Source organism: Pseudomonas sp. R-28-1W-6 (assembly GCF_009799925.1).
Taxonomy (GTDB): domain Bacteria; phylum Pseudomonadota; class Gammaproteobacteria; order Pseudomonadales; family Pseudomonadaceae; genus Aquipseudomonas.
This window is the reverse complement of the sequence record NZ_WELK01000015.1, coordinates 41,014-62,853: the sequence shown is the minus strand read 5'-3', so window position 1 is coordinate 62,853 and position 21,840 is coordinate 41,014. Positions and strand designations below refer to the sequence as shown.

The 21,840-nt window shown below is 53.0% G+C and carries 33 protein-coding genes; 2 read left to right on the top strand and 31 right to left on the bottom strand.

The genetic code is table 11. The features are described from left to right. From F3I62_RS20185 to F3I62_RS19015, 9 genes are all read right to left on the bottom strand, one after another. On the bottom strand, window positions 1-2,027 hold a 2,027-nt coding region (locus tag F3I62_RS20185; RefSeq protein ID WP_178122536.1), incomplete at its 3' end, for a filamentous hemagglutinin N-terminal domain-containing protein. Window position 2,028: 1 nt separating this feature from the next. After that, window positions 2,029-3,360, bottom strand: coding sequence for a hypothetical protein (locus F3I62_RS19050; protein ID WP_160491226.1), 1,332 nt, complete (start codon window positions 3,358-3,360; stop codon window positions 2,029-2,031). A 159-nt stretch (window positions 3,361-3,519) separates the two neighbouring features. Continuing rightward, complete coding sequence (locus F3I62_RS19045) at window positions 3,520-3,840, bottom strand: hypothetical protein (RefSeq protein WP_160491225.1); 321 nt, start codon at window positions 3,838-3,840, stop codon at window positions 3,520-3,522. A gap of 72 nt (window positions 3,841-3,912) precedes the next feature. Continuing rightward, window positions 3,913-4,668 (bottom strand): single-stranded DNA-binding protein, encoded by a 756-nt coding sequence (locus tag F3I62_RS19040; RefSeq protein WP_160491224.1) that lies wholly within the window; start codon window positions 4,666-4,668, stop codon window positions 3,913-3,915. An 83-nt stretch (window positions 4,669-4,751) separates the two neighbouring features. Beyond that, a complete protein-coding gene (locus tag F3I62_RS19035; RefSeq protein WP_160491223.1) occupies window positions 4,752-5,171 on the bottom strand; it encodes a hypothetical protein in 420 nt (139 codons plus the stop codon). Next, entirely contained in the window at window positions 5,171-5,707 is a 537-nt protein-coding gene (locus F3I62_RS19030; RefSeq protein WP_160491222.1) for a hypothetical protein, read from the bottom strand. The genes F3I62_RS19035 and F3I62_RS19030 overlap by 1 nt, the downstream gene beginning before the upstream one ends. Next, window positions 5,694-6,341 (bottom strand): hypothetical protein, encoded by a 648-nt coding sequence (locus tag F3I62_RS19025; protein ID WP_160491221.1) that lies wholly within the window; start codon window positions 6,339-6,341, stop codon window positions 5,694-5,696. The genes F3I62_RS19030 and F3I62_RS19025 overlap by 14 nt, the downstream gene beginning before the upstream one ends. After that, window positions 6,341-6,727 carry a hypothetical protein gene (locus tag F3I62_RS19020; protein ID WP_160491220.1) on the bottom strand — a complete coding sequence of 129 codons (387 nt, stop codon included), beginning with the start codon at window positions 6,725-6,727 and terminating at the stop codon, window positions 6,341-6,343. Before F3I62_RS19020 ends, F3I62_RS19025 begins: the two co-directional genes overlap by 1 nt. Continuing rightward, a complete protein-coding gene (locus F3I62_RS19015) occupies window positions 6,714-7,295 on the bottom strand; it encodes a hypothetical protein (protein ID WP_160491219.1) in 582 nt (193 codons plus the stop codon). The genes F3I62_RS19020 and F3I62_RS19015 overlap by 14 nt, the downstream gene beginning before the upstream one ends. 113 nt (window positions 7,296-7,408) lie before the next feature. On the opposite strand from F3I62_RS19015, the gene F3I62_RS19010 reads away from it, so the two are divergent. Then, on the top strand, window positions 7,409-7,825 hold the full coding sequence (locus F3I62_RS19010) for a hypothetical protein (protein WP_160491218.1): 417 nt from the start codon (window positions 7,409-7,411) through the stop codon (window positions 7,823-7,825). Between the two features lie 52 nt (window positions 7,826-7,877). Here F3I62_RS19010 and F3I62_RS19005 read toward each other — a convergent pair whose 3' ends face one another. Then, window positions 7,878-8,123 carry a hypothetical protein gene (locus tag F3I62_RS19005; protein WP_160491217.1) on the bottom strand — a complete coding sequence of 82 codons (246 nt, stop codon included), beginning with the start codon at window positions 8,121-8,123 and terminating at the stop codon, window positions 7,878-7,880. Between the two features lie 61 nt (window positions 8,124-8,184). After that, window positions 8,185-8,625 carry a hypothetical protein gene (locus tag F3I62_RS19000; RefSeq protein WP_160491216.1) on the bottom strand — a complete coding sequence of 147 codons (441 nt, stop codon included), beginning with the start codon at window positions 8,623-8,625 and terminating at the stop codon, window positions 8,185-8,187. A gap of 95 nt (window positions 8,626-8,720) precedes the next feature. Here F3I62_RS19000 and F3I62_RS18995 point away from each other — a divergent pair, with 95 nt between their 5' ends. Continuing rightward, the gene (locus F3I62_RS18995) at window positions 8,721-9,251 is read left to right on the top strand and encodes a hypothetical protein (RefSeq protein WP_160491215.1); all 531 of its coding nucleotides are present in this window, start codon (window positions 8,721-8,723) and stop codon (window positions 9,249-9,251) included. A gap of 52 nt (window positions 9,252-9,303) precedes the next feature. Here F3I62_RS18995 and F3I62_RS18990 read toward each other — a convergent pair whose 3' ends face one another. From F3I62_RS18990 to F3I62_RS18895, 20 genes are all read right to left on the bottom strand, one after another. After that, window positions 9,304-9,528, bottom strand: a complete 225-nt coding sequence (locus F3I62_RS18990; protein ID WP_160491214.1) for a hypothetical protein — start codon at window positions 9,526-9,528, stop codon at window positions 9,304-9,306. Between the two features lie 13 nt (window positions 9,529-9,541). Beyond that, window positions 9,542-10,462 carry a hypothetical protein gene (locus F3I62_RS18985; protein ID WP_160491213.1) on the bottom strand — a complete coding sequence of 307 codons (921 nt, stop codon included), beginning with the start codon at window positions 10,460-10,462 and terminating at the stop codon, window positions 9,542-9,544. A 76-nt stretch (window positions 10,463-10,538) separates the two neighbouring features. Next, entirely contained in the window at window positions 10,539-11,087 is a 549-nt protein-coding gene (locus F3I62_RS18980; protein WP_160491212.1) for a hypothetical protein, read from the bottom strand. Next, window positions 11,074-11,367 carry a hypothetical protein gene (locus F3I62_RS18975; RefSeq protein ID WP_160491211.1) on the bottom strand — a complete coding sequence of 98 codons (294 nt, stop codon included), beginning with the start codon at window positions 11,365-11,367 and terminating at the stop codon, window positions 11,074-11,076. Before F3I62_RS18975 ends, F3I62_RS18980 begins: the two co-directional genes overlap by 14 nt. A gap of 14 nt (window positions 11,368-11,381) precedes the next feature. Next, on the bottom strand, window positions 11,382-11,759 hold the full coding sequence (locus F3I62_RS18970) for a hypothetical protein (protein WP_160491210.1): 378 nt from the start codon (window positions 11,757-11,759) through the stop codon (window positions 11,382-11,384). 78 nt (window positions 11,760-11,837) lie between these two features. Beyond that, window positions 11,838-12,329, bottom strand: coding sequence for a hypothetical protein (locus F3I62_RS18965; protein ID WP_160491209.1), 492 nt, complete (start codon window positions 12,327-12,329; stop codon window positions 11,838-11,840). A gap of 24 nt (window positions 12,330-12,353) precedes the next feature. Beyond that, window positions 12,354-12,845, bottom strand: coding sequence for a hypothetical protein (locus F3I62_RS18960; RefSeq protein ID WP_160491208.1), 492 nt, complete (start codon window positions 12,843-12,845; stop codon window positions 12,354-12,356). A 104-nt stretch (window positions 12,846-12,949) separates the two neighbouring features. Beyond that, window positions 12,950-13,768 (bottom strand): DUF4116 domain-containing protein, encoded by an 819-nt coding sequence (locus tag F3I62_RS18955; RefSeq protein ID WP_160491207.1) that lies wholly within the window; start codon window positions 13,766-13,768, stop codon window positions 12,950-12,952. A gap of 65 nt (window positions 13,769-13,833) precedes the next feature. Continuing rightward, window positions 13,834-14,118, bottom strand: a complete 285-nt coding sequence (locus F3I62_RS18950; protein WP_160491206.1) for a hypothetical protein — start codon at window positions 14,116-14,118, stop codon at window positions 13,834-13,836. 36 nt (window positions 14,119-14,154) lie between these two features. Beyond that, window positions 14,155-14,331: a hypothetical protein gene (locus F3I62_RS18945; protein ID WP_160491205.1), complete on the bottom strand. Its 177-nt coding sequence runs from the start codon at window positions 14,329-14,331 to the stop codon at window positions 14,155-14,157. A gap of 159 nt (window positions 14,332-14,490) precedes the next feature. After that, on the bottom strand, window positions 14,491-15,114 hold the full coding sequence (locus F3I62_RS18940) for a hypothetical protein (protein WP_160491204.1): 624 nt from the start codon (window positions 15,112-15,114) through the stop codon (window positions 14,491-14,493). A 77-nt stretch (window positions 15,115-15,191) separates the two neighbouring features. Next, window positions 15,192-15,719 (bottom strand): hypothetical protein, encoded by a 528-nt coding sequence (locus F3I62_RS18935; protein ID WP_160491203.1) that lies wholly within the window; start codon window positions 15,717-15,719, stop codon window positions 15,192-15,194. Between the two features lie 160 nt (window positions 15,720-15,879). Then, window positions 15,880-16,863, bottom strand: coding sequence for a hypothetical protein (locus tag F3I62_RS18930; protein ID WP_160491202.1), 984 nt, complete (start codon window positions 16,861-16,863; stop codon window positions 15,880-15,882). A gap of 198 nt (window positions 16,864-17,061) precedes the next feature. Beyond that, complete coding sequence (locus tag F3I62_RS18925) at window positions 17,062-17,394, bottom strand: hypothetical protein (RefSeq protein ID WP_160491201.1); 333 nt, start codon at window positions 17,392-17,394, stop codon at window positions 17,062-17,064. Then, a complete protein-coding gene (locus F3I62_RS18920) occupies window positions 17,391-17,675 on the bottom strand; it encodes a hypothetical protein (protein WP_160491200.1) in 285 nt (94 codons plus the stop codon). The genes F3I62_RS18925 and F3I62_RS18920 overlap by 4 nt, the downstream gene beginning before the upstream one ends. A 106-nt stretch (window positions 17,676-17,781) precedes the next feature. Beyond that, the gene (locus tag F3I62_RS18915) at window positions 17,782-18,120 is read right to left on the bottom strand and encodes a hypothetical protein (RefSeq protein ID WP_160491199.1); all 339 of its coding nucleotides are present in this window, start codon (window positions 18,118-18,120) and stop codon (window positions 17,782-17,784) included. A 147-nt stretch (window positions 18,121-18,267) separates the two neighbouring features. Further along, window positions 18,268-20,127: a hypothetical protein gene (locus F3I62_RS18910; RefSeq protein ID WP_160491198.1), complete on the bottom strand. Its 1,860-nt coding sequence runs from the start codon at window positions 20,125-20,127 to the stop codon at window positions 18,268-18,270. Window positions 20,128-20,283: 156 nt separating this feature from the next. Next, on the bottom strand, window positions 20,284-20,829 hold the full coding sequence (locus F3I62_RS18905; protein WP_160491197.1) for a DUF4116 domain-containing protein: 546 nt from the start codon (window positions 20,827-20,829) through the stop codon (window positions 20,284-20,286). A gap of 17 nt (window positions 20,830-20,846) precedes the next feature. Further along, complete coding sequence (locus F3I62_RS18900) at window positions 20,847-21,161, bottom strand: hypothetical protein (protein ID WP_160491196.1); 315 nt, start codon at window positions 21,159-21,161, stop codon at window positions 20,847-20,849. A 168-nt stretch (window positions 21,162-21,329) separates the two neighbouring features. Beyond that, a complete protein-coding gene (locus tag F3I62_RS18895) occupies window positions 21,330-21,680 on the bottom strand; it encodes a hypothetical protein (RefSeq protein WP_160491195.1) in 351 nt (116 codons plus the stop codon). Between the last annotated feature and the right edge of the window lie 160 nt (window positions 21,681-21,840).

Sequence of the window (21,840 nt, the reverse complement as noted above, 5' to 3'; positions counted from 1 at the left end):
ACCGGGTCTACCGGGTCGACTGGATCAGTTGGCGGGTCTACTGGATCGACCGGATCAACCGGATCAACCGGGTCTACTGGGTCGACAGGATCGACAGGATCAACCGGGTCGACTGGGTCAGTCGGGGGGTCTACCGGATCGACTGGATCTACCGGGTCTACCGGGTCGACTGGATCAGTTGGCGGGTCTACTGGATCGACCGGATCAACCGGGTCTACTGGGTCGACAGGATCGACCGGATCAACCGGGTCGACTGGGTCAGTCGGGGGGTCTACCGGATCGACTGGATCGACCGGATCGACGGGGTCTACTGGATCAGCAGGCTTGATCGCGCTAGTTGTGTACGTGTTGCCAGAGCTGGCTGTTAGCCCTGAAATCCAAATGCCATTTTCCGAAGTGCTTACGCCATCCGTTTTGACGCCATTTTCAGGTGCGTGATTGTACGTATCAGATACCGTGCTTGATTCTGGACTAAAAACAATATCGCCATACCCGCCGTAGATATAAGAATATTGAATAATGCTTTTATCTACGCCAGTAGTTGTCGACGAAATGCTGACCTTATCTGTCGCCTCAAGCGTTGACGAATCCATAAAGAAAGATCCACTTACGCTTAAATTTCTTGCGCTTACATACATGTACGTTAAGTTCATTGCCGCTTCGGCGCTGGTCGTGCCTGTTTGCTTCAACACCAAGTCCCCTAAACCATAAAAGTTTAGGTATTCAAGGTTAATGCCTTTTGCCTCAGCAGATGTGTCGCTGATCGTCAGATTACCGCCACCGTTACCTTCCGGGGTTGTGTCCCTGAATTCGATGTAGCTTGCGTTTATTTTGGCAAAATCACTGCCCAGTGAGACATTGGCGTTTTTGACATCTACAAAGGAAATATGATTAAAGATCGTCGGCATTGAAGCCGCATCTTTATTGGTTGAGTTGAATGTCATGTCGACATTCACTGCATCATAGCCAGAGATATGAGATTGCTCTACCCCGTGCGAAAATGTCGTCCAGTCATCTGCCGGCATTTCAGTGTGCACTGCACTGATTTCAAGTGTTTTGCCAAATTCTTCGCTTGCCGTGAAGTCAGTGCCGCTGATGTAAAAATTTGCCGGTGTCCAGAATGCATACGATGTAATCGAAGCATCTCCAAAGACGTTCGACTCGATCAGCATGACGTGATCGGCGTTGATGTTCAGGCGATAGAAGTCCGAAAATAGAATGTCGACTTGATGGCTATGAATCGAGGTATTTTCCGCAGAAATACCGTCAATCATGACCTTCTCACTGAGAATACTCAGCTCGCCCGTAAACTGTGTATTGAGGATTTCTGCGAACTCAATGGTGCTGTCAATTGTGACCCTGGAGTTAGTGAACGACGAGTTCTCAATCGTCTTCGTCGCTCCACCAAACTGACTGACGAAGGAGATGTCCTTAGCGTTCGAATCGACCGTAATTCTGCCGCGCTGCTCGATCTCCAGGACATCTGCATCACTCACCTGAGTCATCTTGCTCAGATCGCTGACGGCCTGAGTTACCAGGGATTCATCTGGGTCATTTTCGATGATGATGCGGCTGGAGCCATCAAGGCCGAAAGTGTCTGCGCCCGAAATCGGGTTCGCCTGAATCAGCGTCAGACTCGCAGCCCCGTTACCGGAGTGCTCAAAGCCATTGGCATTGACCAGGACGATATTGCCGCGAGGCGAGTTGATGGCTCCGTGGATCTTCGACATTGCACCCGAGGTGTCATAGTTCAGGATCACGGACGAAGCCGACTTAGCGTCAAAGGTGACCGACGCCCCCGACCCCACATTGAACCCGGCCCCACCCCACTGAATTACGGTGTTGCCGTTCAGGCCGCTGGACTGCGAAGCGTCGACCGTCAGTGCGTTGCCAGCTTGGGCAAAGTTGGCGTCGCCGTAGGTCACCAGGGCATTGCCGATATCAGGCAGCGTGCCGGCATCAATGGCAAGGACAGCTCCGGAGTTGATTGCGAGAGAAATCGCCAGGGTGAGTTTTTTCAGTCGCATATCAGTATCTCCAGACAATTTGCGCGTTCACGCGCTGATCAGCATCCAACCCCTTGGTCGAGACGCTTTTGGCGTAAGTGGTGTTGATTCCCCAGCTGCCGAAAGCCACGTCCACGCCGATCTCCGCGCTTTGCAGGCGGATGCTCTGGTCGAGTGCAGTCTTGATGTCAGCCCCGTTCGTACCGACGTGTCCGACCACGGAGTAGCCGTTGCCGGTGAACAGCTGACGGGAAATCGAGATGTCGTTTTGAAAGCCCTTGTAGCCCGAGTACAGGCCGCTCTCGTGGCTTGAGCCGGCACTGGTTCCGCCCAGTCCAATGCGCTCGCTTGATGGCATGTCCATCGAGCCCTTGAAGCCCTCCAGGCGGGTCTTCAGCAGGGTTTTTTCGGTCAGCCTGAAGCTGCCGGTGGCATTGAGGTCGAGCGACCAGTAATAGGGGTTGAACGTGCCCAGCAGCGGCAGCAGGTTCATCTCCTGGTTGCCGTCGACACCCTTCTTGGCTTTGACCTGGATGCTGCCAGCAGACCCCTCATAAGCGCCTTCAAGAATGCCGCTGGTGTAGCGCTGGCGTGTGTACAGATCGAACACGCCCATCTCTTGCTCGCGGGTCGTGTGCTCCAGCTTCTGCGTAAAGCGCCAGGTCTTGTCGTACCAGTTGCTCAGCGACGCGCTGAAGCGCTGCGTTTCCCCACCGAGCACGTAGATCAGGCTATCCCCACCGGCCTCGTTGTCGGTGTAGCTGTAGCTCAGGTTGACCAGTCCGAAGGCATAGGCCTTTTCCAGGTCGAGAAAGAGGCTTTCGTAGCTGCCGCCCTTGGATTCCGGGCGCAGATCGGAAAAGCCGTGTGTCGCCGACACCGTGGCCACATAGCCCTCACCCAGGCGCTGCTTGTGATACCACGTGAGGATGTCGCGACCCGAAACGTCCGGGCCCTGGTTCGAAGCCATGACCGCGCCGCGCCAGGATTTGGTCTTGTCCGGTACTGCCTTCAGATCCAGCTCGTAAGCCAGCTCTTCGGCATCCACCGGGCCAGCCTTGGCGATCAGCAGGGCGCCATCGTTTTCCAGGGCCTTGCCCATCAGAGGCGATGCCAGATCGGCGCCGTCATCGGCATAGCGGGCGTACTCACCCGTGGTCTTGAAGCTCGATGTCGAAGACAAGTCGCCCGCAGGAGTGCGATAGACGCGGGCGAAGGGGTCGATCCCAGAAGCACATAACTGTGCCTGGGTTGGGGCAAGCGATAAGCAATCGGCGAGCTTGGTTTTGGCACTGACTGCTTGTGGCAGCAGGATTGCCGCAGCAAGGGCGACGTGTGGCATGCGGATGGGCATAGAGGGGGTTCCAGTGTGATTCAGTCGACGGAATTGTATATGTATATTCCATGAATAGCCACATTATGAAGCGCGTATTTCTAGACCTTTCGTCAGAGAAAAGCCCTTTGAAAACAACAAAGCCCGGACATGCCGGGCTTTGCGGGTAGATCACTTGGCTTACTCAGCCTTGGTGAGTCGCCGGCCATCCAGGTAGAACTCGATAAAGTCACCGTCGCTGTCGAGCCAGCCGATCACAACATCCAGGGGCTCGCGAAAGGTTGGAGTGCCTGAGCTGCGCTCGGTGTTATCAATCACTGGCTCAGCCAGCACCTGGGTCACCACCACGGCTTCGGCGTAGGCCGGGAAGCGGCGGTTCTTCATGCCCTCTTTCCAGATGACCAGGTCGCCTGGGGCGAAGGTTTCCTTGGCGATGATCTTCGCGGCGCAAGCCTTCAGCTTTTCTTCGCGAGTCACGAACAGGTTTTTGACTTTTTCCATGATGGTATTTCCTCTTGCGCGTTAGAAAAGGGTGGCAGTGCCACCCTGTTGATTCGTGTGACGCACCGCTCGCTAGAACGGAATGTCGTCTCCCGCCTGCTGCTGATCGATCACGTCTTGCGGCAGCTGCTGCTCAGCCGGCATGGCTTGATCTTCAACCTTGCCTTGCGGCTTGCGACCGGGGATCACTTCTTCGGCGCGAATCACATGGGCGTGGTAGGTTTTGTTGTTGGTCTTGCTGGTCGACTTCGTATAGCGCAGCGTGCCCTCCACCTCGACCTCGCGACCCTTCATGAGCTTTTCCTGGAGTTTGGCGCCACTACCCTTCTTCACGAAGCGCGAGCACTCATGGAATACCGGGGGGTTGTCGATCCACTCACCGGCTTCGTTGCGGTAGCCATCATTGGTGGCCACGGTGAAGTTCACGACATCGGTTTCATCGTTGACCGAGTTCAGGCGGGCATCGCCGGTCACGTTGCCGATCAGGGTGATGCGGTTCAGGCCCAGACCGCCCTTGCCTGCCGGACGGATGTTGCCCAGGCGCACTTCGATGGTGGCGTTGTCGTAGACGTTGGAGTCTTTTTCGGACGGGGTTTTGTTGAGTTTGCCGAAGACGCTGAAGGCCTCACCTTCTTTCATGGTCTTGACGATTTCATCGGCAAAGCCCTTGGGGCCGAACGAAGCGAAGGCCACGTAACTCATGATCGGCTTGTCGCCAGTCATACCTTCTTTTACCGCCAGTGTGCCGCCGAGGCGTTGGCGACCGCTTTCCAGATCAGTAATGACGGCATCTTTGGTCAGGGTGCCCAGGGCAATCATCTTGTTCATGCAACTCTCCGTGATTTGAGCTGACCACCAGCTCTTGATGCTTACTATACGGAGAAATATACATTTTGTCAAGCGCCAAATATTCAGAAGTAATCGATGTCCATCATCCCCGCAATCCAGCACTTCACTACTTCTGCATTTGCCGCATCCATCGCCTCGCAGATGCACTCCAGTCCTGACTTTGCCTCCAGCGCGTCAAAAAAAGACCTTCTCCAAAGCGCCATGCTGCGGATCTTTTCGTCGTCGCTATCAAAGTCGTTGTGACAGTGGTTTTCAACGCTCAACCATGAAGTTGTAATCAGGATTCTCAAGTACATGTCTAGCTGCGGGTCACCGGCCTGGATGCACCGATCCACGACAAATAAGCCGTTGAAAAATGTGCTGACGCCGCTTGGCTCACTCTCGCCGAATGGCGTGTGATGACGTAACTGTGAGTACCGCTCGCGCAGGCGCGCAATCAGCCACTTGATGCGAGCCAGTTGCTCTTGCTCGATGTCGTCCATTAGACCCCCAAATCCGCTTCCAACCAGTGCCTACGCAGTCGTGCTGGCAGCTTATCAAGCGCGTTTTCTGCCCTGGCGCGCAACACCCGCTCTTTTTCTCTGAAGACGTTGTAGCTGTCATTCAGCGTCTCGCTGAAGCTCTCATAGACGTGCCATGTGTGCAGCAGTTGGCGCAATCTGCGGATGTTCATCTCGGGCTCAACAACAGGAACCACCGACCCCGGCAGGATCAGCTCCAGCATTTCCAGGCGGGACTTCCACGGGTCTTCCAGGCCTTTGACCGGCTGCTCATCGCGTGCGGCCTTGATCCTTAGCATCATCGAGCGAGTCGTGATGCCGGCCTGTTTGCCAAGCGGGTGTCTTTTGTCCAGGCGCTCGATCATGCGCAGGACAACCATGTCCTCCCGCGTTGTGTCGTTTTTATCGAGTCGGTTGATCACATAGAAGCGCAGGCGCTCGCGGATGTGCAGGTTGTCCCTGGCATCCTTCCTGAGCCCGCGCAGTGCGGCGAGAGAGCTTCCTTCAATCACGACCATTTTTCTCCAGGTCTTTCATGAGCGCCTTTCGGTACTCAGGATCATTGAGCAGTAGGTTGTTCAGGTGAGGAATGTCAGTGGGGCAATCGCCACGCTTCGCACACTGTGCGGCTATCGCCTCGAAGCTGTGCCCCAGCCCTCGATCCTGGCTGAGTCGAAGCTCCTGACCCCACCAGATATCAGCCCCGTCAGACTGCTCTTGGTCAGCATGCGACAGCGCCAGGAAGTAGGCCCCCACAAAGGCCTCCGCATGGGTGTTGCGCAGGGCCTCGACTGGGGGTTCATCCCCGCCATGGGTTTTCTGGTACTGCATAGCCAGGGTGACCAGCTGATTCAGGCTGGCGTACAGCACGGGTGCGTGGTTGCAGTGCACGAGCTCGTGCATCATCGTCTGCTCGTAGAACGCTTCTGCTGACGCATAGCGGTACTGCTGATAGTCACGCTCAACCAGTGCCTTGTTGATCTCGATGCTGCATGTGCCACGCCCCATGGCCATGCCTTCCGGAGAGATGCGGATCGAGCCGTAGGCCCCCTCCCCAGCACCTTCTCCGATAGAGATATCCATCCCCGCAGCCCCGCCCAGCACCTGGCCAAACGGCAGCAGGCAGGCGATCAACAGGGCTGCGCGCCGCATTACTCAGCCACTCCGACTTGGGCTTCCAGGTGCACCTGGCAGACGACATACATCCGACCAGCAATCACCGATCTGCTCGCTTTCGCTGAGCAGACGCGGCAAGTTTGTGTCGACTCCAGCACGAGACTCTCGACGATCCGGATCACCTGGTCGTCATCGTCGGCGGACAAGAACACCTTCATCTGCCCGCCCTTTTCGTTGACACCAAAGATCTTGGCCACCGGCTTCCCACTGGCCTGACTGTGCTCTTCAAGCAGCACGCACAAGCGATTCAGCAGCGGAAACCAGCCAGCCGGGATGCTGAGACGAAATGGCGTCAGATCAGCCAGGACGCCGGGATGGGCATCCTGGATCAGACGGAAGTGCTTGAGGTCACTGAGGGACACGGGTGAACACTCCCGCAGCGACTTCCTTGCCTTCGGGGGTGTACTCGTGATCCGAGATGCGCAGCGTGCCGTCATCTTGCGGCGCTACGCGCAGAAAGCCTTCGCCGCACACGCCACGGTAGCCGGGCCAGTCAGGGAATTTGCGATAGATCACCGTGCCATCTTGCAGTGTTGTGATGTACGCAAAGCCCATGGCGCAGGTGTTTTGCACCGCCATGATGTTCAGCTCGCCTTCTTTCAGGCGGGATTTTTTGGTGCTGCCGCTGATGTAGATATTGGCAGCGCGCTTGGTGTGCGTGCTGTCGTTGTTTTCCATCACGCCCTGCCACTTGCCCTTCATCGCAGGAAAAATCGACCCTTCGGGCAATGCCTGGAAGTTGGTGCCCAGATTCAGCGAAACGGCGCGACCAAGCCCGGCAGTGCGATACGGGCTAAAGCCCATGAAGTCACGGGCCATCCCCGTAGTTTGCTGGCCGCTCATGCCCTGGTAACGCAAGCCATCGCCGGTACAGCCGGCGACGGAGAGGGCGATGCTGCCGAGGATGAGGGCTTTCTTGAGTGCGTTCATGGGCTTCTCCTGTGCGCCTGACTGCCAGGCCAATTGAGCGAGAGTATATGAGATATACATTGCAATGGCAAGCGGCTATACTTTTCTCAAACAGGTAGTCAGGAGCATGAATCATGCTGAAAAAGATGGTGTGGGTTGGGGTGTTGGGGTTGGTAGCGAGCGCACTGGCTCAAGCGGAAAGCTGTGACCAGGTGTGCCAGCTGGGGAGTACCCTGGTGAAGCGTTCGACCCCTGTAGATCACATGGGCATTCGGCTGGGTGAGGTGTCTCTGTCGGGCCATCAGCTGCTCGTGCAAGCCCTGGTCTATGGCGATGAGAGTGATGCGGCGTACCGCGAGATCATGGGCAATCCGCAGCAGAATGCAGCTTCGCAACGGATGACGCGTGACGAAGTGGTCAAGGTGGTTTGCAGCTCCCCGCTCTATCGCGACTTTCTGAAGGCCGGTGGCGTTGTGCGTCACGAGATCAAGCTTCAGCGCGACGGCGTGATCTTCTATCAAAACGTAATGCGCGAGTGCCCGAATGCTTGACCAGGACGCAATGAAAAAGCCCCGCAGTGCGGGGCTTTTTTGTAGCTATCGACTAGAAAAGTTGGGTGATGAGGTGAACCGCCAGGCCGCAACAGACTAATCGAGCGGCTTCAGCGGCATATCCCAGCCAGCGAGTGACTTTGCAGTAGGCCTCGGCAGCTTCAATCGCCAGGGGCATGTGGTCTTCGGGGATCTTCGGGGACAGCAGGACGCCCTGTTCGCGATCAAAGTTCGCCAGGCCCATCTCCTGCATCACATTGAAGAGCGCGATAGCGCAGACGTAGTAGCGAATTTTCATGGCAGGGCGTCCTTTTCAAGCTGAGTGAAGGGCCAACACCAGGTCGGCCCGCTGGATCGAATCAGGCGCTCGGGCACTCATCGATCTCGATCTCGAAATACTGCTCCTGGGTCTTCTCGTAGTTGATCTCGTAGCTGATCGAACCACCGACCTTCAGGAACTCACGGAACGCCGGGATCGAGCAGTTCATCAGGGTGACGCCCATGAGCATGTCGCGCTTCATCTGCTTGTCGAGCTCGGGATTCTCGACGATGGCCTGGCTGAATTTCTCGATGTTCGGCCCAGTCAGGTGCATGGTCACGTTGACATCTGGGCCATCGGCCACGGCACCGGCCAAGGCCACTGCATCGTTGTAGCGAGTGCCAGTCTTGGCCAGCTCATTGAGCTTGTCGGCCATCATGTCAGCGGTTTTACAGGCTTGGGTTTCGCACTTCGACGGTGCAAAAGTCGAGCAGCCGGTCATGGCAATCAGGGCACTTACGATCAGGGTTTTCTTCAGCATGGCGAGCCTCGCGCTAAGTGATTCCGGTGTTTTCCGGTTGACGTGAGAATGTATATCTCATATTATATCCTTCGTCAACTACCCGGAGATACACGATGGACATCGCGAAGTACGCTCAAGACCTGGAAGACCTGATCGCCCGCCTCCCCGGCTTCATCCGCGACCAGCAGGATGAGCTGCGTTCAACGGGTCGTGATGCTGGGCGAGCAGAGCGGAGCCTGAAGTTCTCCAGCGACCTGAAGGCCCTGAACAACAACCCGTTCGTTTCAGGGCTCTTCCCGTTTGTGATTTTTGGTCAGGACGGCGAAGAGTCTCTGACTGAGGCCCAGATCGAGGGTTTGCTGGACGATGCCCGCAGTTACGGCGTGTCGGATCACGTGATGATCGTTCATCGTCACCAGCACTCCCTAGTCGTTTTCGACTACGCCGCTGAGCCCTACATGCGACCCTCTGTCGAGCTTCGCGGGCTGGTTTTCACGAACATGGGCGGTGATGGCCTTGTAATGAAAGACCTGGTGCTGCTCGGTCTTTTTTCGGCGCCAGAGCTTACGCTGCGCTCTTACGCTAAAGACGCAGAAAAGTTCATCAGCGCACGCCAAGGCCAGAGCCAGAGTCAGGGCCAGTAAGCGACCGTCCATGAAAAAGCCCCGCACTGCGGGGCTTTTCTTTGCCTGGTGTTTAGCTCAGCGATGAGAGCACGCGCTGAAGCGGGCTGGCCGTGATCGCATCGAGCATCATTGGCCTGATGTCGACCGGCTCCACACCCTCTACGCCACGCTCAGCAAAGTACCGGCAGACGTCTTCGTCGGTGACGTAGCCCTGCCCTGCCAGCCTCTGCCTCTTCTCCTGATACACCTGCTCTGCCTGCTCATTCCAGGCCCATTCACGGCGTGCACGGTACATATAGATCCCTCCATTATTTGGCACGAGCGAAGTTCGGCGATTTCTTGGTGATCGCTATGGCATCCATCACGACAGCGCGCATGACAGCGGGATCGCTGGATAACTGGGCATTGAGCTGCTCCAGGTTTGCCGAGCAATCACCCGGCTTGGCACAGCGCTTGGCGATAGCCGCGAAGCTACCGGCATAACCCCGCCACTTGCTCTCCTTCAGCTCGCTCTTCCAACCGTCGAGAGAGATTTCGTCCAGCAGCACGCTTTGACCAGGCTGCTGGGCATTGGTCAGGTAGTAGGCCCCGACAAACGACTCCATAAAGACAATGCTGGAGAGACCCAATAACTTCTCACGATTGCCAACAAAGTCCTGCTCATCAATGAGCCGATTGATCACAGCATTGAAGCGGTTTTCCATCTTGTGCAGTGCCGCCGCTTGACCGCAATGAATGGTCTCGTGAGTGATGACCATAAACCTGTGTCGTTGCACACCTAAATTGCGCAGTCCGGCTGACTTGTCCAAGTTGGTGGGATTGAGATTGATCGCGCACAGATTAATTTTGTTGACCAGGCTGCTTTGAACGTAGCCGTTCAGTATTCCGCCTTCGCTGTGGCCAGGCCCGCCCCACCGATATTTATCACTCAGGTAGAAGCGCAGATCCTCTCGATCCGGGTCTTTTAGCTCTGCTGGGAATGCAGGTCGCCCCTCTTCTCGATGCACCAGGTAGATCAGCTGCCCAGGTGCAATCAGGCTTAGCTGCTCAGAGACGAAGTGCAGGATGGAATCCTCTTTGAAGAGATTTTCCTGCTTGAAGCGAACAGGGGGTTTGGGCTTGACAGGATCAGATGTCCAGACCATCAGCACCAGGCAGGAGATTAGAACCCCGATAGCAACAAGGGCCCATTTCAGGCCCAGTTTTACCCACCGCACAACGCTGTCCATTTGACCGCTCCACTGACGTTCCGTTACTCGAATATAACGGAGATATACATTTTGTCAAGGGCGATAAAAAGGCAGGCTACATCTCCAACTGCTCCTCCCGATGACGGGATGGCTTGACTGGTTTGGCGTGCTTCTTGAGCTCAGGCTCGGGGAAGTCGCCGTCCAGGATGCCCACCGGCTGGTCTTCCCTGCCGGGAATGCAGATGAAAACGAAGCGGTTGTCCCAACCTGTCAGAGGATTGCTTTTGCCCTCATGGTCATACGTTGCAGTTAGCTGCTCAATCGGCACACCGTGCCTGGTCGAGTACCATTTCAGCAGATCCGCCTCGCTCTTGAGAAACAGGCGGCAGGCGAAGTCCTTGGAGAAGTCGCCGCTGATGAAGGGCATGAAGGCTACCAGGCGCTCACCGTCTTTCTCATGAGTGTGCTTTGGCTTGCACTCAGACATGATCAGGCAAGCCTGCAAATGGGTCTGGTTGTTTGGCGCATGGCCATGCTCCATGAGTACCCTCCATATCTCTTTCAAGACCTCCTGATCATCTTCAGGCCGAACAGCGCTATTGCGAGCCTGCTCATAGATGTCGCGCTCCATGCCCGTCACATCCGCCACTTTAGGGGTTCGCATGGCGAGCACTCCGGTTTTTGCGGATATTCAGAATGATGTACGCAGGGATCATGAAAAAGAACATGGGGAAACCGCCAAGCAGAATTAATCGAACGAGCGGTAGGCTTTCTGCACTCCCCAACATAACCAGCTGGACTATCCAGTCAGCACAAAGGGCTATTGTGCCAATGAAGTTATTATTCGTATCACGGTCATAGGCTGTAGTTACCAATACAATCCAGGCAACCAGAATCGCCAAGAGAATTGGCTGGTTTGCAGCAATCTTCATCAAAATTTTCATGGTGTTACCCCGCATTAGGCGTCCAGATCTTTTTCCAGACGGGCTCTTGTGATTCGCTGCTCCAGGCGCTCGATATTGGCTTTCACCTCTTCATCGCTGCGCTTGTCGCCCAAGTCCAGCAAGTTCTCCTTGCCGGTCATCAGGGCATTCAGCGTGCCCTGGTAATTCAGCCCCTTCTCCTGGGCCTCGAACAGCAGCTTCTGCTCAAGATCCGGGCCTTCACCGATCAGGCCGTACAGCAGATCGATCAGGGTGTTTTCCCGTTCTCGCATCGTGGCATCAGCTTTGCGGGACTCCCTGGCGAAAATCCCTACCACCTTCCGATCTTCCTGCCGGATGCGCGAGTAATCCGCATCTGATATTTCGTACAGGCCATTTTCCTCGTCGCTCATCGTGAAGCTCCAATCTGGTGGTGGATTCCTCTAGCCTCCAATATAGGGTGAAATATACATCTGTCAAGCGGTGTTTTATCAGCGCTCAAATGACATGAGCCTTAGCTTTGGACGCCCTTCGTTCATCCGTGAGCGAGGGATTTCAACCAAGTCGAGAGCCGCCATTCTCTTGACCAGATCGGGATTGGCGTCAAATAGCTCATCCGGAGTCACGATCCTTCTTTTGATAAAGGCGTATGCTGACTCAACAGGTAGAGAGGAAACCCTGCCCATAAACTCATCGGGCTTTTCTTGCTTCAATTCGCGATAGCTTTTGAATGTTGAGTCATAGAGTGCATCCCAATCGAAGTTTTTGAATTCACTATTCACCCTGAATGCCTCTTCGCTTGAAACGCAAATGTCGAAGTTATCATGATGCGGCGAGGATCTGAACTCCAGCTCACCCTTAACCTTAAATAGCTCTTTGGTCACATCCAAAAGAAGGCCGTACCCATTAAAGTGGGCTATCAGTCTGGCAAATTCCCCACTGAATTGAAGCGATGTTTTGACAAGATCATTGGTTGTACTCATTTTATTCACCTATTTTTTATTATTTTAGCAAGCAATGGATACAGCAGATTCTTTGCGCAGTGCTGCGCGCTGTTTAGCGAAGCTTTGGAATTCAATCGCCATCAGATCGTTTCGAGTGAAAGACGTTTTCTGAAAGGCATCTGCCTCATCAATGAAGCCACGACCAACCAGAAACCCCACAATTCGATAATCCTTGATCTCTTCCATGCGCTCATTAAAGAAATCAATGTCTTTTCTTCTGTAGAAGTCCGCGATGTCAAAAATGCTGACTTCCAGATTCTTTTTAAATTCTTTGTTTTTGACGAGGTTGCTAACCGAGAAGATCGAGCTACCCCGAGTAAAGACATCGAATGAGCAGCCGTCTCTAGACAAGCCCAGGCTGATTTCATCCCGGATGTCGTAAAGCTGAGATATGACCTTATTTAATCCTTCTTCGCCAAGAAAGATCATCCCGAAGCCGATAAGGCTGGGATCAAGATTCGCTTGGATTCGGCGGAGTGAATATTCTTTGGACATAACTACTACCTCGTATATTTTTATTATACGAATGGAGTAGTAGCTATTTCATCTTGACAATAAAGGCTTTTTTGTTGGACTTGGCTGAATATTACCAAATACTCTTAATTGTCAATGCAATCAGCCTTTCCTCGACGTTTAAGTGCCCTCTCCTTTTCCTCAAACTTCATTTCAATGAGTTTTGGAGTCAGGAATTTATCCGGAATAAAAACGACAACGGATGGGTGCCCTGCCACGGCCTTTTGTGCAAGCTCTGGGTAGATCAGCCGGTCAGGTATGGAGGTGATTGAGAAGGGCTGAATCTCAACGATCCGCTCCAGCATCTCTCTATCCATCAGCTCGTGCGGCACATGCAACACGTTCGCAGCGTGGAGCTCAACGGCACGCAAGCAGACCTCGCGCGTCCTGACCTCGACGGGCATGTGCTGGAGTGAATCCAGGACGGTCATCAGTGCGGTCTCGCAGACCCTGAAGCTGTAGTGCTCCACCGGCAGCTCGCGCAGCAGCTGCTCGATCACGCGCAGGGCAGTGAACCTTGAACTCAGGATGTCCCGCTCTTCGTGGTCACCTGTATCGCGGTGAATGCGCGCAGACCAGTCTGGCTTGTGGGCAACGCCTTCATTTAGCCCCACCCGCCAGCAGATAGCTTCTTCGATAAGCCCGGCGATGTTCACGCCGTAAGCTTCGACCTTCGGGGGCCAAGCAATGAGGTGAGTCAGGAGAGAAGTGGCATAAGGCAACAGAGGATCTTCAACCGGAGCACCTTCAGGCACGTCGATATCGAGTTCACCCATATCAACGTCCAGGCGAAAACGCTTAAGCCCTGGCGAGGCTTCCAGGGCTAGTACAGCGGGGCTGATGCCGTGTTCGGAGAGGCACGCCAGGGCAATCTGGCGATAGCGCCCTTGCTCGATCTCTATCATGTTCCCTCCTCGTTTGATCGTTGATCATAGCGAGGATGGAGAGCGTCGTCAGGGCTTGCTTGGGGTCACGCCTTGGCAAGCTTTGAAACCAGGCTGGAGAGATCCATTGCCACGGCTTTGATGATTTTGAATCCAACAACTGTTGCCGTTCCCGCCAAGATCATCGTGAGCAAGGCGTACTCACTGGTGGCCCCGTGCAACCAGTAGGTAGCCATACTGCCGGCAAACAGCTGCAAGGTGATCACGCCACTGGTTCCAAGTTTGTCCTCAAGGACTTCGCCAAGGGTTTTCTCGGGTTCGCTGATGAAGAGGCGTTCATCCAGGTAATCAAGTTTGTTTGAGTTGTTCATGGTATTTGTCCAGGTTGGAGGTATTTGTTTTGGGACTTACTTGCGAGCCTTTTTCTTTTCCAAGGGCTTTGCAGCCTTGTTCTCCACGGCCAGCAACAGGGCCTTGAAGAATTCAAGGTGCTTTAGCCTTTCTTCTTTGCTCAGCAGAGCGTATGCGGAAAACTCGTCATCAGACTCATTCGCTTCATTGATTTCGATTTGATCGTTATACATTTTATTTGGCCTTAATTGTTCGTTTCTATTTATATTCTGACAATCATCCTTACACCGATCAATCTTACGAATTAAGTATTTTTGGGTATATTTTGAGGCTAATTACACAGGCATAAAAAAGCCCCGGACTTCGGGGCTTTTTTGACTTGGTGGCTGAAGTCACATTGGGGAAGGATCATCAGGATTATGGTATTTCATTGCGACACCATTTCTTGTATATTTTTTTGGCGACTGATTAATCGATAAACGATTGTCACGGCTATTCTTGACTGAGATGTCGCCTAACTTTTTCTTGCACTCATCACCAAGGAATCTTGATTCCGAAAACTTAAGAAACCCAGCCATACTTGGATTGCTGGTAGCAATATCAATCACAATCGCACCCCACACCTCACTGGGAATGTAATTGCGAATAGATTCATTGCTTTGAGCTTTGGTGTCATCGCCAATAAGAGGAGCGAGATTCAAAAGGATAGCTCTCTTGGCTTCCTCAATGAGTGCTCCAGTAAAGATCCGCAGGCTTTCATCGTGATGGCCGCCATTTTCAATTTTTAGGTCAATGCCTATCTCACCCATGTCATATTCAAGCATTGTTCTTCCAAGCTGCGGCTTGTATGTGCTGCAAAAAGCATCAACCAATTCGGGGCTGGCTTTTCTGGAAAGATTCTCTTTAAATTCATTTACTGAATTCGCTATGCGAGCCCTTAAACTTTTTACGAGATCCTTTGTGGATTGATGTTCTTCCGCCTTTTTGGCAGTGTGTATTTCAGCCGTGTCGTTCATGGTAATTCCTCATTGGTTTTATTTTACTTTTAGGTCATTAGTCTAGCACTAGAGCAATTATTTAAAACTCGCAATCTTTAATCCAGGCAGTAGTCATAATAAATATTGTCTAGCCTTTGTTGGCATTTTTCCCCAAGAAGGCTTGAAAAGGATAGATATCTGGAGATGCTTGGCACTTTTTTAGCCATGCCGACAACAGTCTCTACCAATACCTCGTGAGGAATGTAGTTGCATACAAACTCAGGATGCTTAACCAGATCCACATCATTAATAACAGATATGAATTCTAGGATGATATGCATTTCTGCGCATAAGATAAGTGACCTGGCAAACGCATCCAAGTCCCCGTTGTGGTGGCAACCAGTTGCAGCTTCCAAGTCAACTCCCATCTCGCCCATATCATATTCAAGCATCGCCCTCTTTAACCGATCTGTCTTGATGTTAACAAACACATCAACAGCTTTTTGGCTGATATCGCCATCAAGCACTTTGTTGAACTCGCTCGTTAGCGCATTTACTTCCTTTTCATAATTTTTACCGCTCGCCACCATGTTGGATCGAATCAAATCTAGTATCGGTGAGAAATAAGTTCGATTGCCACTCATGGTCTTCTCCAGAATTATTTTTGTTTTCGTATTCTTTTATTCTGGCAACCATCCTTGCACTGATCAATCTTACGAATTAAGTATTTTTGGGTATATTTGCTTTTTAATTAGCGGCAATAAAAAAGCCCCGTTTCCGGGGCTATTCATCAGCACAAGATTTTTACATCTCTGAAAGCTCGCCTGCTGCTAACTGTGCATTAAGAAGCACGTTTTTCATTTTTCTTAGCAGCATGGACATTTCATCATCAGCGCTTTTGGTTGTATTTATAAAATGTTCAACCACAGCAATTGGCTCTTTCAGGTCATCATACGTCTTGCTAGCTTCCTCGCCTCTTTTGCAAGAGTCTTCGTGATTCAAGATAAAGTTATACCCTACCATTGGATCAAGAGAATCCACTGTGGTTTTAAATGCTTCGACCTTTGAAATTGCTTTATAAATGGCATCATTCGAAATGCTCTCGCAAGCCTCAACAAGCCTTCTTGTCAAGTTCGGATCAGATTTAACCGATGCAATTCTTTCGGCCTCGTTGCAAATATCCTTGCTAACTGCCTCCATAACGGAATTGAGTGACCTTAGCGACTCTATTGCCTCGCGATTCAGATCTATGAGCATGCCATTGACCTTTGCTTTTTCAGAGGCTTTGCTGATAAATCCATCAACAGTGGCCTTTGTCTTTTCTACAGCGGTATTGGCCTTTTTGATTTCAGGAAGTGTTTCAGTGATTTGATCCAAGCAGGCCTTCATTTCGCTGGAGATAATATCTTCCATGCTGTTAGTAATTTCACGCCCAATTGTTTCCCACTTGCAGGCGTAGTCATCAGCAATGCTTTCAGCCCGCTGCTTGATGGCAATGGCCCTGTAGTAGATGTCCGGAAGCATTTCTTTGATCAGGCTGAGCGCTGTATGCTCAATGCTGTAGCGTGCGATGCAAGCGTCACGATTTACGCCTGGGCGATCAGCAATTTCAGCAAAATGAGCCACAATCTCAGAGGAGATTCGTTCAACTGCGTTCATTCCGATGTTTCTGACACCGGATTCACGCAGGCCAACCTCAGAAGTTTTTTTCAGTTGCTTGTTTTCATCCATGGACTTCAGGATGTCCAGGATCAGATCTTCGCTTAACTCAGGAACTTGGTTTTTCATGGTGAGATACCTTTTTTGTTGTTTTGATGTTTTCATTATCTCAACAAGTTGAAGCGTAATAAACTTACCAATTAAGTGAAATCGGTTATACTTAATCAAATCAAACTAAATTTGATTGATTGTCAATAATTAAAGATTGGAAAACGGCTGGAAATAAAAAAGCCCCGCAGTGCGGGGCTTTCTCATGCTGGGATCTGATCACTCCGGGATCAAGCCATTTTGTTTGAGTCGGGCCTGGATGCCAGTGATCTTCTCCATCCAGTGCCATGCAAGAGCAATGATGGATGGGAGCACAACAGTCATAACTATGTGAGCATCTTTTGTGTGCTCCCCGGTTCCTGCAAAAAACAGGAAATCAGAGACGGCCTTCATTCCGTTCCAGACCGCGAAAACAAGCTGAGTCGTAAAGCCATCACGACCTCCGATCAGCGCCAGAATCACCGCCAAGCCAAATGCAGATAGGTAAAACAGCGGATTGGCCATGAAAAGCACACAGCGGCGGATCTTCAGGTAAGCGTGAATGCCATTCATGATTGAGCTCCTTGAATGAAATCGTTGCGCTCAAGCCAGGACTTGAGGCCGGTAACTGTTTCTACGCCCCACCAGGTCGCCGCGATGAATGACGGCAGCAGGAAGGTCAGTATCAGGTGGACATCCTTCTGCTCAGGCCCTGTGCCAGCGAGGAACACGGCACTGGTGAAGTCCTTCATCAGGCCCCAGATCCCAACAACGGCTGCTTCAATCAGGCCTCCCTGGTCAGACAGGGCAAATCCAGTCACGTAGAAGATGACGTAGAAGATGGGGCTGGCCATGAAAAGCACACAGCTCCTTACCTTCAAATATGCACTGATAGCGCCGTTCATGATCATTCCCCTTGAATTGGCTTTATGAATTTCTGGTTGCGTCGAGTAATCACAGTCAGATGAGATTGTTTCGCTTCAGCAAATAACGAATCCCAGTGATCCACTCCATGCCCCACCAGGCCAATACAGTCAGGCTTGGCCACGTAAGAACGAAAATCAGCATCAGATCCGGCTGCTCTCGACCAGCGCCAAGCATTAGCCAGTTAATGAAATCCGGAATCATCTTGACGGCATTAACAGTTGCAATGCTGATCGCGCTTTTCGCACCTGGGAGCGCAATAAGCGCAAAAATGGTTCCAAAAAAAATGACATAGAAGATTGGTCGAGCCATAAAAAACACGACCTTCCGCACCATCAGGTACGCCATAACAACTTTCATCGCCGAGTCTTTCATGATCGTGCTTCTCCGCAGGGCTCCGTGACCATCTACAGTCACCATACGTTGAAATATACATTTCTTTTCTGGCTTGTCAAGTCAGCTTCAGGTTGCAGACAAAGAAAAGCCCCGCAGGTGCGGGGCTTTGGGGGTTACAGCTGCTGGTTACATCCGAATGCCACGGCGCTCTGGTTCTTCCTCGTGGCGCTCGCGCTCGACTTCCTGCTTGGGTTCGTCACGCTCGAAGGTGATGCTCTCGCGGGCTTCCAGGATCTTGTCATCCAAGGCTTGGTTGAGCTCGCTGGCAGAGCTGTAGCTACCCTGAAAATACATAGTGCTCACGTTGCCGGCACTCTCGCCCTTGTAGAGGGTGAAGCTGTCGCCCCAATTTTCAAACTCAACTTTCTTATCAAGTAGCTCGCCAAGTTCCTGGGCCTTGCGCTCGGCCATTTCGACGCCCATTGGCGGGGTCATGCCTTCGGTCAGCTTGCCGACTTTCTCGGACAGCACTTCAACCTGGGCTTCGCTCAGCTTGTCGTATCCGTGGCTGCTGCTGTCGAGTTTGAGAGTTTCGCTGTCCAGACCAACGCTGCCGGGCTCGCCCTGGTTGTCGAAAGTCACGAAGTGCGCCTGGGTGCCTTCGATCATCTCGTGATCGATCTCGACGTTGCTCAGGCCGACTTCCTGGAGCTTGAAGCTGTCGACCTCGTTGCTGATCATCTCCTGATTCTCGGCGACATAGGTTTCTGCCAGCGACATGCCCGCTTCGCTCGGCTCCTGATCAACATGGGTAAGGCTTTCCGGGTCACCAGCCTTCATCGTGAAATCTACACCGACTTCACGGTACGGGTCTTCAACGCTGAAATTGACGGTCAGATCGCCGGCTTCGTTGCGCGAGACATCAAGGGTGTTGTCGATGGCCAGATCAGCAAAGGTGCGATCCGCAATGGCTTCGTACTGCTCAGGGATCTCACTGAGCATCTGGGTGGCATGCTCTTCCCAATTGTCTCGAAGTTCGTGAACCAACTGGGCCATGTCGGACGGATCAATCGGCTGACCAGCGATCAGTGCCTCACAGTTGTTGTCGACGCTTACGGTGCAGTCATAGAAATCACGCAGGGTTTCTACAGACTCATAGCCATTGCTTGAATCAGTCTGAATGCCGAACTCCAGTTTCAGCCCACCAGGACTTTCCATCTCAACAGTCGCTGTGCGCTCCATGCCGGACATCCAGCTGCTGTCACCGGGGGTCGATTGGGACATAGCTTCATCCAGAGGATGACCTGCAAAGGTTTCGGTGACCTCAACCTCCCAGTTGATCTCAGCTAGCATCCCCATCTGGTGTTTGGACATTTCACTGACATCCAGCTCGCCGGATTTCAGCTGTTCGTGCAGCTTGAAAGCCTCCTCATTGCCATTTGCAAACTCATTAACCATGGACTCAAAAGAGGCTCGCTCATCCATTGCGTCAGCGACTGCCCGCTGGATATCGCTCATGTCGTTATAGTCAACACCAGGATTTTTGATTTCATTGTCGATGTACATGAGCGCACTTTCGCCACCATTTTTGATCGCTTCTGAATAAACCTCTGCGGTACGGAATTCCTCTGGCACTACCTGAATGCTCATTGGCTGAACGGTAACCATCGCGACCGCTACTTTTTCAGTGATGGCATTCTTGTCTATCCCCATCGGGTAAGAAATTTCACCACCAAGGATTGCCAGAGAAAGCGTATCCCCCATCTTTCCTGCGACATCCACTCCGAAATATTCATCCTTTGGCGGATAACTATGAGTGGCCTCTTCAATCAAGGCCCCTGCATACGCCTTCATCCGCCCCGCTTCATCACCAGGCGCGCTTTCAGCCAGCTGTCTGGCCACGGACGACTGGAAGCTGATCTCCCCCATGTCGTGTTCGAGCGCCATGCGCTTGAGCTGACCAGGGTGACTCTCGACCAAGGCGTCCGGAGTGATGCCATGACGAGAGAGCTCAGTCTTTGCCATTTCTTGATAGTTGAAAGCCATAGTGTGCTGCTCCTCGGATCAGGCATGCACCACGCACGCCAGCGATACCGTAAATACTACTGGAAATATACAGTCGGTCAAGGCGATTGCAGACAAAAAAAGCCCCGCAGTGCGGGGCTCTGGCTGGCTCAATTCCTTTCCTGTCCGACCTCTGCTCTACAGCAACTGCTGGCGGATCTCGTCAGGGACGTACTGCATCGCGTTGATGTCGTTCAGGACGGCCTCAGAGCACACCTGGTGCGTGCGTAAGTCGTCTGGGATGCGTTGCAGGCTTGTGCCGTCTTGGCGCACGGCCAGCAGCGCCAGGCGCTCGGTAATGAGGGGTTCTGGGGCGTACTGGATCGCGAAGCCGGACTGCTCCAGGGCTTTCTCGATCAGCGCCTCGGTCTTCATCTCGTCGGGCACGTAACACAGATCTGTCCACGAGCTGTGCACGGCCTGTTGGTTCAGCTGGGCTTGAAGGGCTTCGGGTAGGGGGTAGTTCTCCAGGAGCTTGCGCGCATGGCCAGGGGTGGCACCCCATGCCCAATACTCGGCATAGCGGAGCAGGCATTCTGGGGTGGTGCCAGGGGATGGCTGGTACTCATCGCAAGCGACCTCGCCCATATCGACCGCGAGCATGAAGCGGCGTAAGGACGGGAGATGGTCGCGTACCAGGGTGGCGGCGATGTGGTCTATGGTAGAGAAGATGTTGTTGGCCATGGCTGGGTTCCTTGAGGCTAAACGCCCATATCTTGGCCAAGAGCCTTTCGCTTGATCTTGGCGGCAAGGCCTGGGGAGCAGCGGAGTTCTTTGCCCTTCTTGTATTTTTCAGCCTGGCTATTAGTAATTCGGCTTTTGATGTCGCTGCCTATCTGCACTGACGGTTCACCAAGATCAATAAAGCGATTTGATGTGCGGGCACGTGCAAGCATCTCCTGGATGCCAATGACAATAATTTCATCGCCATTAATATCAGCGGGCAGATCTATTGTTGAAATATCAACTGAAAGTAACCCCTTGAACAGCATCCCATCGATCAATTGAAATTTCATCTCCTACACCCCGCTGCTAGCTTTTACATTTCGCCAGGCTTCCAGAGCCTCGCTAGATACTACACATGAAATATACATTTGTAAATCCATAAAACTGACATAGCCGCCCTACCCCACCAGGCACAAAAAAGCCCCGCAGTTGCGAGGCCCTGTGCCGCCCTTCCCGGCTCAGCTATGCAGCCAGCTGACCTTTGACTTCAAGCTTGCTGCCGCGCTGCGGTAGCGCGACGCAGTTTGTCGCGAGAGCGTGTGAGAATTGAGGGCTTCCCGTGCCATCTCCAGAAAGGTGTCGTCCTCCGCGCAGTCATCGAGCACGGCTAGGACTACTGGATGATCGACAGCGATGGATCGTCCGCCGTTCTGGAGCGAAGCAAGCATGCGTTCCGCAAACGTGGCGATGCTCTCGGGATCGTGGGCGGTGTCTTCGAACACATCCCTGGCGTTGTCGGGGTCTGCCAGGAACTCCAGGCGGTGCTCCAGTATCTCCGCTTCATGCTTCGTGAGCTTCAGGATCGACATCACTTGGACTCTTCGAGATCGGTGCCGCACGCGTCGCACCAGTAGCCTTCAGCCCAGTGGTTGCGGTACTTGCCGGAGTGGCATGGGCCCTCCTGGTCAGGCACGAAGTAGACTTCCTGCTCGCCGCAAGCCGGGCATTCCAGGTGCGGGGCAGAGAGCA

What these genes read in the sequence shown, in the direction of transcription:
- F3I62_RS19050 (WP_160491226.1), bottom strand. Translation starts at nt 3,360, where the DNA reads ATGCCCATCCGCATGCCACACGTCGCCCTTGCTGCGGCAATCCTGCTG.
- F3I62_RS19045 (WP_160491225.1), bottom strand. Translation starts at nt 3,840, where the DNA reads ATGGAAAAAGTCAAAAACCTGTTCGTGACTCGCGAAGAAAAGCTGAAG.
- F3I62_RS19040 (WP_160491224.1), bottom strand. Translation starts at nt 4,668, where the DNA reads ATGAACAAGATGATTGCCCTGGGCACCCTGACCAAAGATGCCGTCATT.
- F3I62_RS19035 (WP_160491223.1), bottom strand. Translation starts at nt 5,171, where the DNA reads ATGGACGACATCGAGCAAGAGCAACTGGCTCGCATCAAGTGGCTGATT.
- F3I62_RS19030 (WP_160491222.1), bottom strand. Translation starts at nt 5,707, where the DNA reads ATGGTCGTGATTGAAGGAAGCTCTCTCGCCGCACTGCGCGGGCTCAGG.
- F3I62_RS19025 (WP_160491221.1), bottom strand. Translation starts at nt 6,341, where the DNA reads ATGCGGCGCGCAGCCCTGTTGATCGCCTGCCTGCTGCCGTTTGGCCAG.
- F3I62_RS19015 (WP_160491219.1), bottom strand. Translation starts at nt 7,295, where the DNA reads ATGAACGCACTCAAGAAAGCCCTCATCCTCGGCAGCATCGCCCTCTCC.
- F3I62_RS19010 (WP_160491218.1), top strand. Translation starts at nt 7,409, where the DNA reads ATGCTGAAAAAGATGGTGTGGGTTGGGGTGTTGGGGTTGGTAGCGAGC.
- F3I62_RS19005 (WP_160491217.1), bottom strand. Translation starts at nt 8,123, where the DNA reads ATGAAAATTCGCTACTACGTCTGCGCTATCGCGCTCTTCAATGTGATG.
- F3I62_RS19000 (WP_160491216.1), bottom strand. Translation starts at nt 8,625, where the DNA reads ATGCTGAAGAAAACCCTGATCGTAAGTGCCCTGATTGCCATGACCGGC.
- F3I62_RS18995 (WP_160491215.1), top strand. Translation starts at nt 8,721, where the DNA reads ATGGACATCGCGAAGTACGCTCAAGACCTGGAAGACCTGATCGCCCGC.
- F3I62_RS18990 (WP_160491214.1), bottom strand. Translation starts at nt 9,528, where the DNA reads ATGTACCGTGCACGCCGTGAATGGGCCTGGAATGAGCAGGCAGAGCAG.
- F3I62_RS18985 (WP_160491213.1), bottom strand. Translation starts at nt 10,462, where the DNA reads ATGGACAGCGTTGTGCGGTGGGTAAAACTGGGCCTGAAATGGGCCCTT.
- F3I62_RS18980 (WP_160491212.1), bottom strand. Translation starts at nt 11,087, where the DNA reads ATGCGAACCCCTAAAGTGGCGGATGTGACGGGCATGGAGCGCGACATC.
- F3I62_RS18975 (WP_160491211.1), bottom strand. Translation starts at nt 11,367, where the DNA reads ATGAAAATTTTGATGAAGATTGCTGCAAACCAGCCAATTCTCTTGGCG.
- F3I62_RS18970 (WP_160491210.1), bottom strand. Translation starts at nt 11,759, where the DNA reads ATGAGCGACGAGGAAAATGGCCTGTACGAAATATCAGATGCGGATTAC.
- F3I62_RS18965 (WP_160491209.1), bottom strand. Translation starts at nt 12,329, where the DNA reads ATGAGTACAACCAATGATCTTGTCAAAACATCGCTTCAATTCAGTGGG.
- F3I62_RS18960 (WP_160491208.1), bottom strand. Translation starts at nt 12,845, where the DNA reads ATGTCCAAAGAATATTCACTCCGCCGAATCCAAGCGAATCTTGATCCC.
- F3I62_RS18955 (WP_160491207.1), bottom strand. Translation starts at nt 13,768, where the DNA reads ATGATAGAGATCGAGCAAGGGCGCTATCGCCAGATTGCCCTGGCGTGC.
- F3I62_RS18950 (WP_160491206.1), bottom strand. Translation starts at nt 14,118, where the DNA reads ATGAACAACTCAAACAAACTTGATTACCTGGATGAACGCCTCTTCATC.
- F3I62_RS18945 (WP_160491205.1), bottom strand. Translation starts at nt 14,331, where the DNA reads ATGTATAACGATCAAATCGAAATCAATGAAGCGAATGAGTCTGATGAC.
- F3I62_RS18940 (WP_160491204.1), bottom strand. Translation starts at nt 15,114, where the DNA reads ATGAACGACACGGCTGAAATACACACTGCCAAAAAGGCGGAAGAACAT.
- F3I62_RS18935 (WP_160491203.1), bottom strand. Translation starts at nt 15,719, where the DNA reads ATGAGTGGCAATCGAACTTATTTCTCACCGATACTAGATTTGATTCGA.
- F3I62_RS18930 (WP_160491202.1), bottom strand. Translation starts at nt 16,863, where the DNA reads ATGAAAAACCAAGTTCCTGAGTTAAGCGAAGATCTGATCCTGGACATC.
- F3I62_RS18925 (WP_160491201.1), bottom strand. Translation starts at nt 17,394, where the DNA reads ATGAATGGCATTCACGCTTACCTGAAGATCCGCCGCTGTGTGCTTTTC.
- F3I62_RS18920 (WP_160491200.1), bottom strand. Translation starts at nt 17,675, where the DNA reads ATGGCCAGCCCCATCTTCTACGTCATCTTCTACGTGACTGGATTTGCC.
- F3I62_RS18915 (WP_160491199.1), bottom strand. Translation starts at nt 18,120, where the DNA reads ATGAAAGACTCGGCGATGAAAGTTGTTATGGCGTACCTGATGGTGCGG.
- F3I62_RS18910 (WP_160491198.1), bottom strand. Translation starts at nt 20,127, where the DNA reads ATGGCTTTCAACTATCAAGAAATGGCAAAGACTGAGCTCTCTCGTCAT.
- F3I62_RS18905 (WP_160491197.1), bottom strand. Translation starts at nt 20,829, where the DNA reads ATGGCCAACAACATCTTCTCTACCATAGACCACATCGCCGCCACCCTG.
- F3I62_RS18900 (WP_160491196.1), bottom strand. Translation starts at nt 21,161, where the DNA reads ATGAAATTTCAATTGATCGATGGGATGCTGTTCAAGGGGTTACTTTCA.
- F3I62_RS18895 (WP_160491195.1), bottom strand. Translation starts at nt 21,680, where the DNA reads ATGTCGATCCTGAAGCTCACGAAGCATGAAGCGGAGATACTGGAGCAC.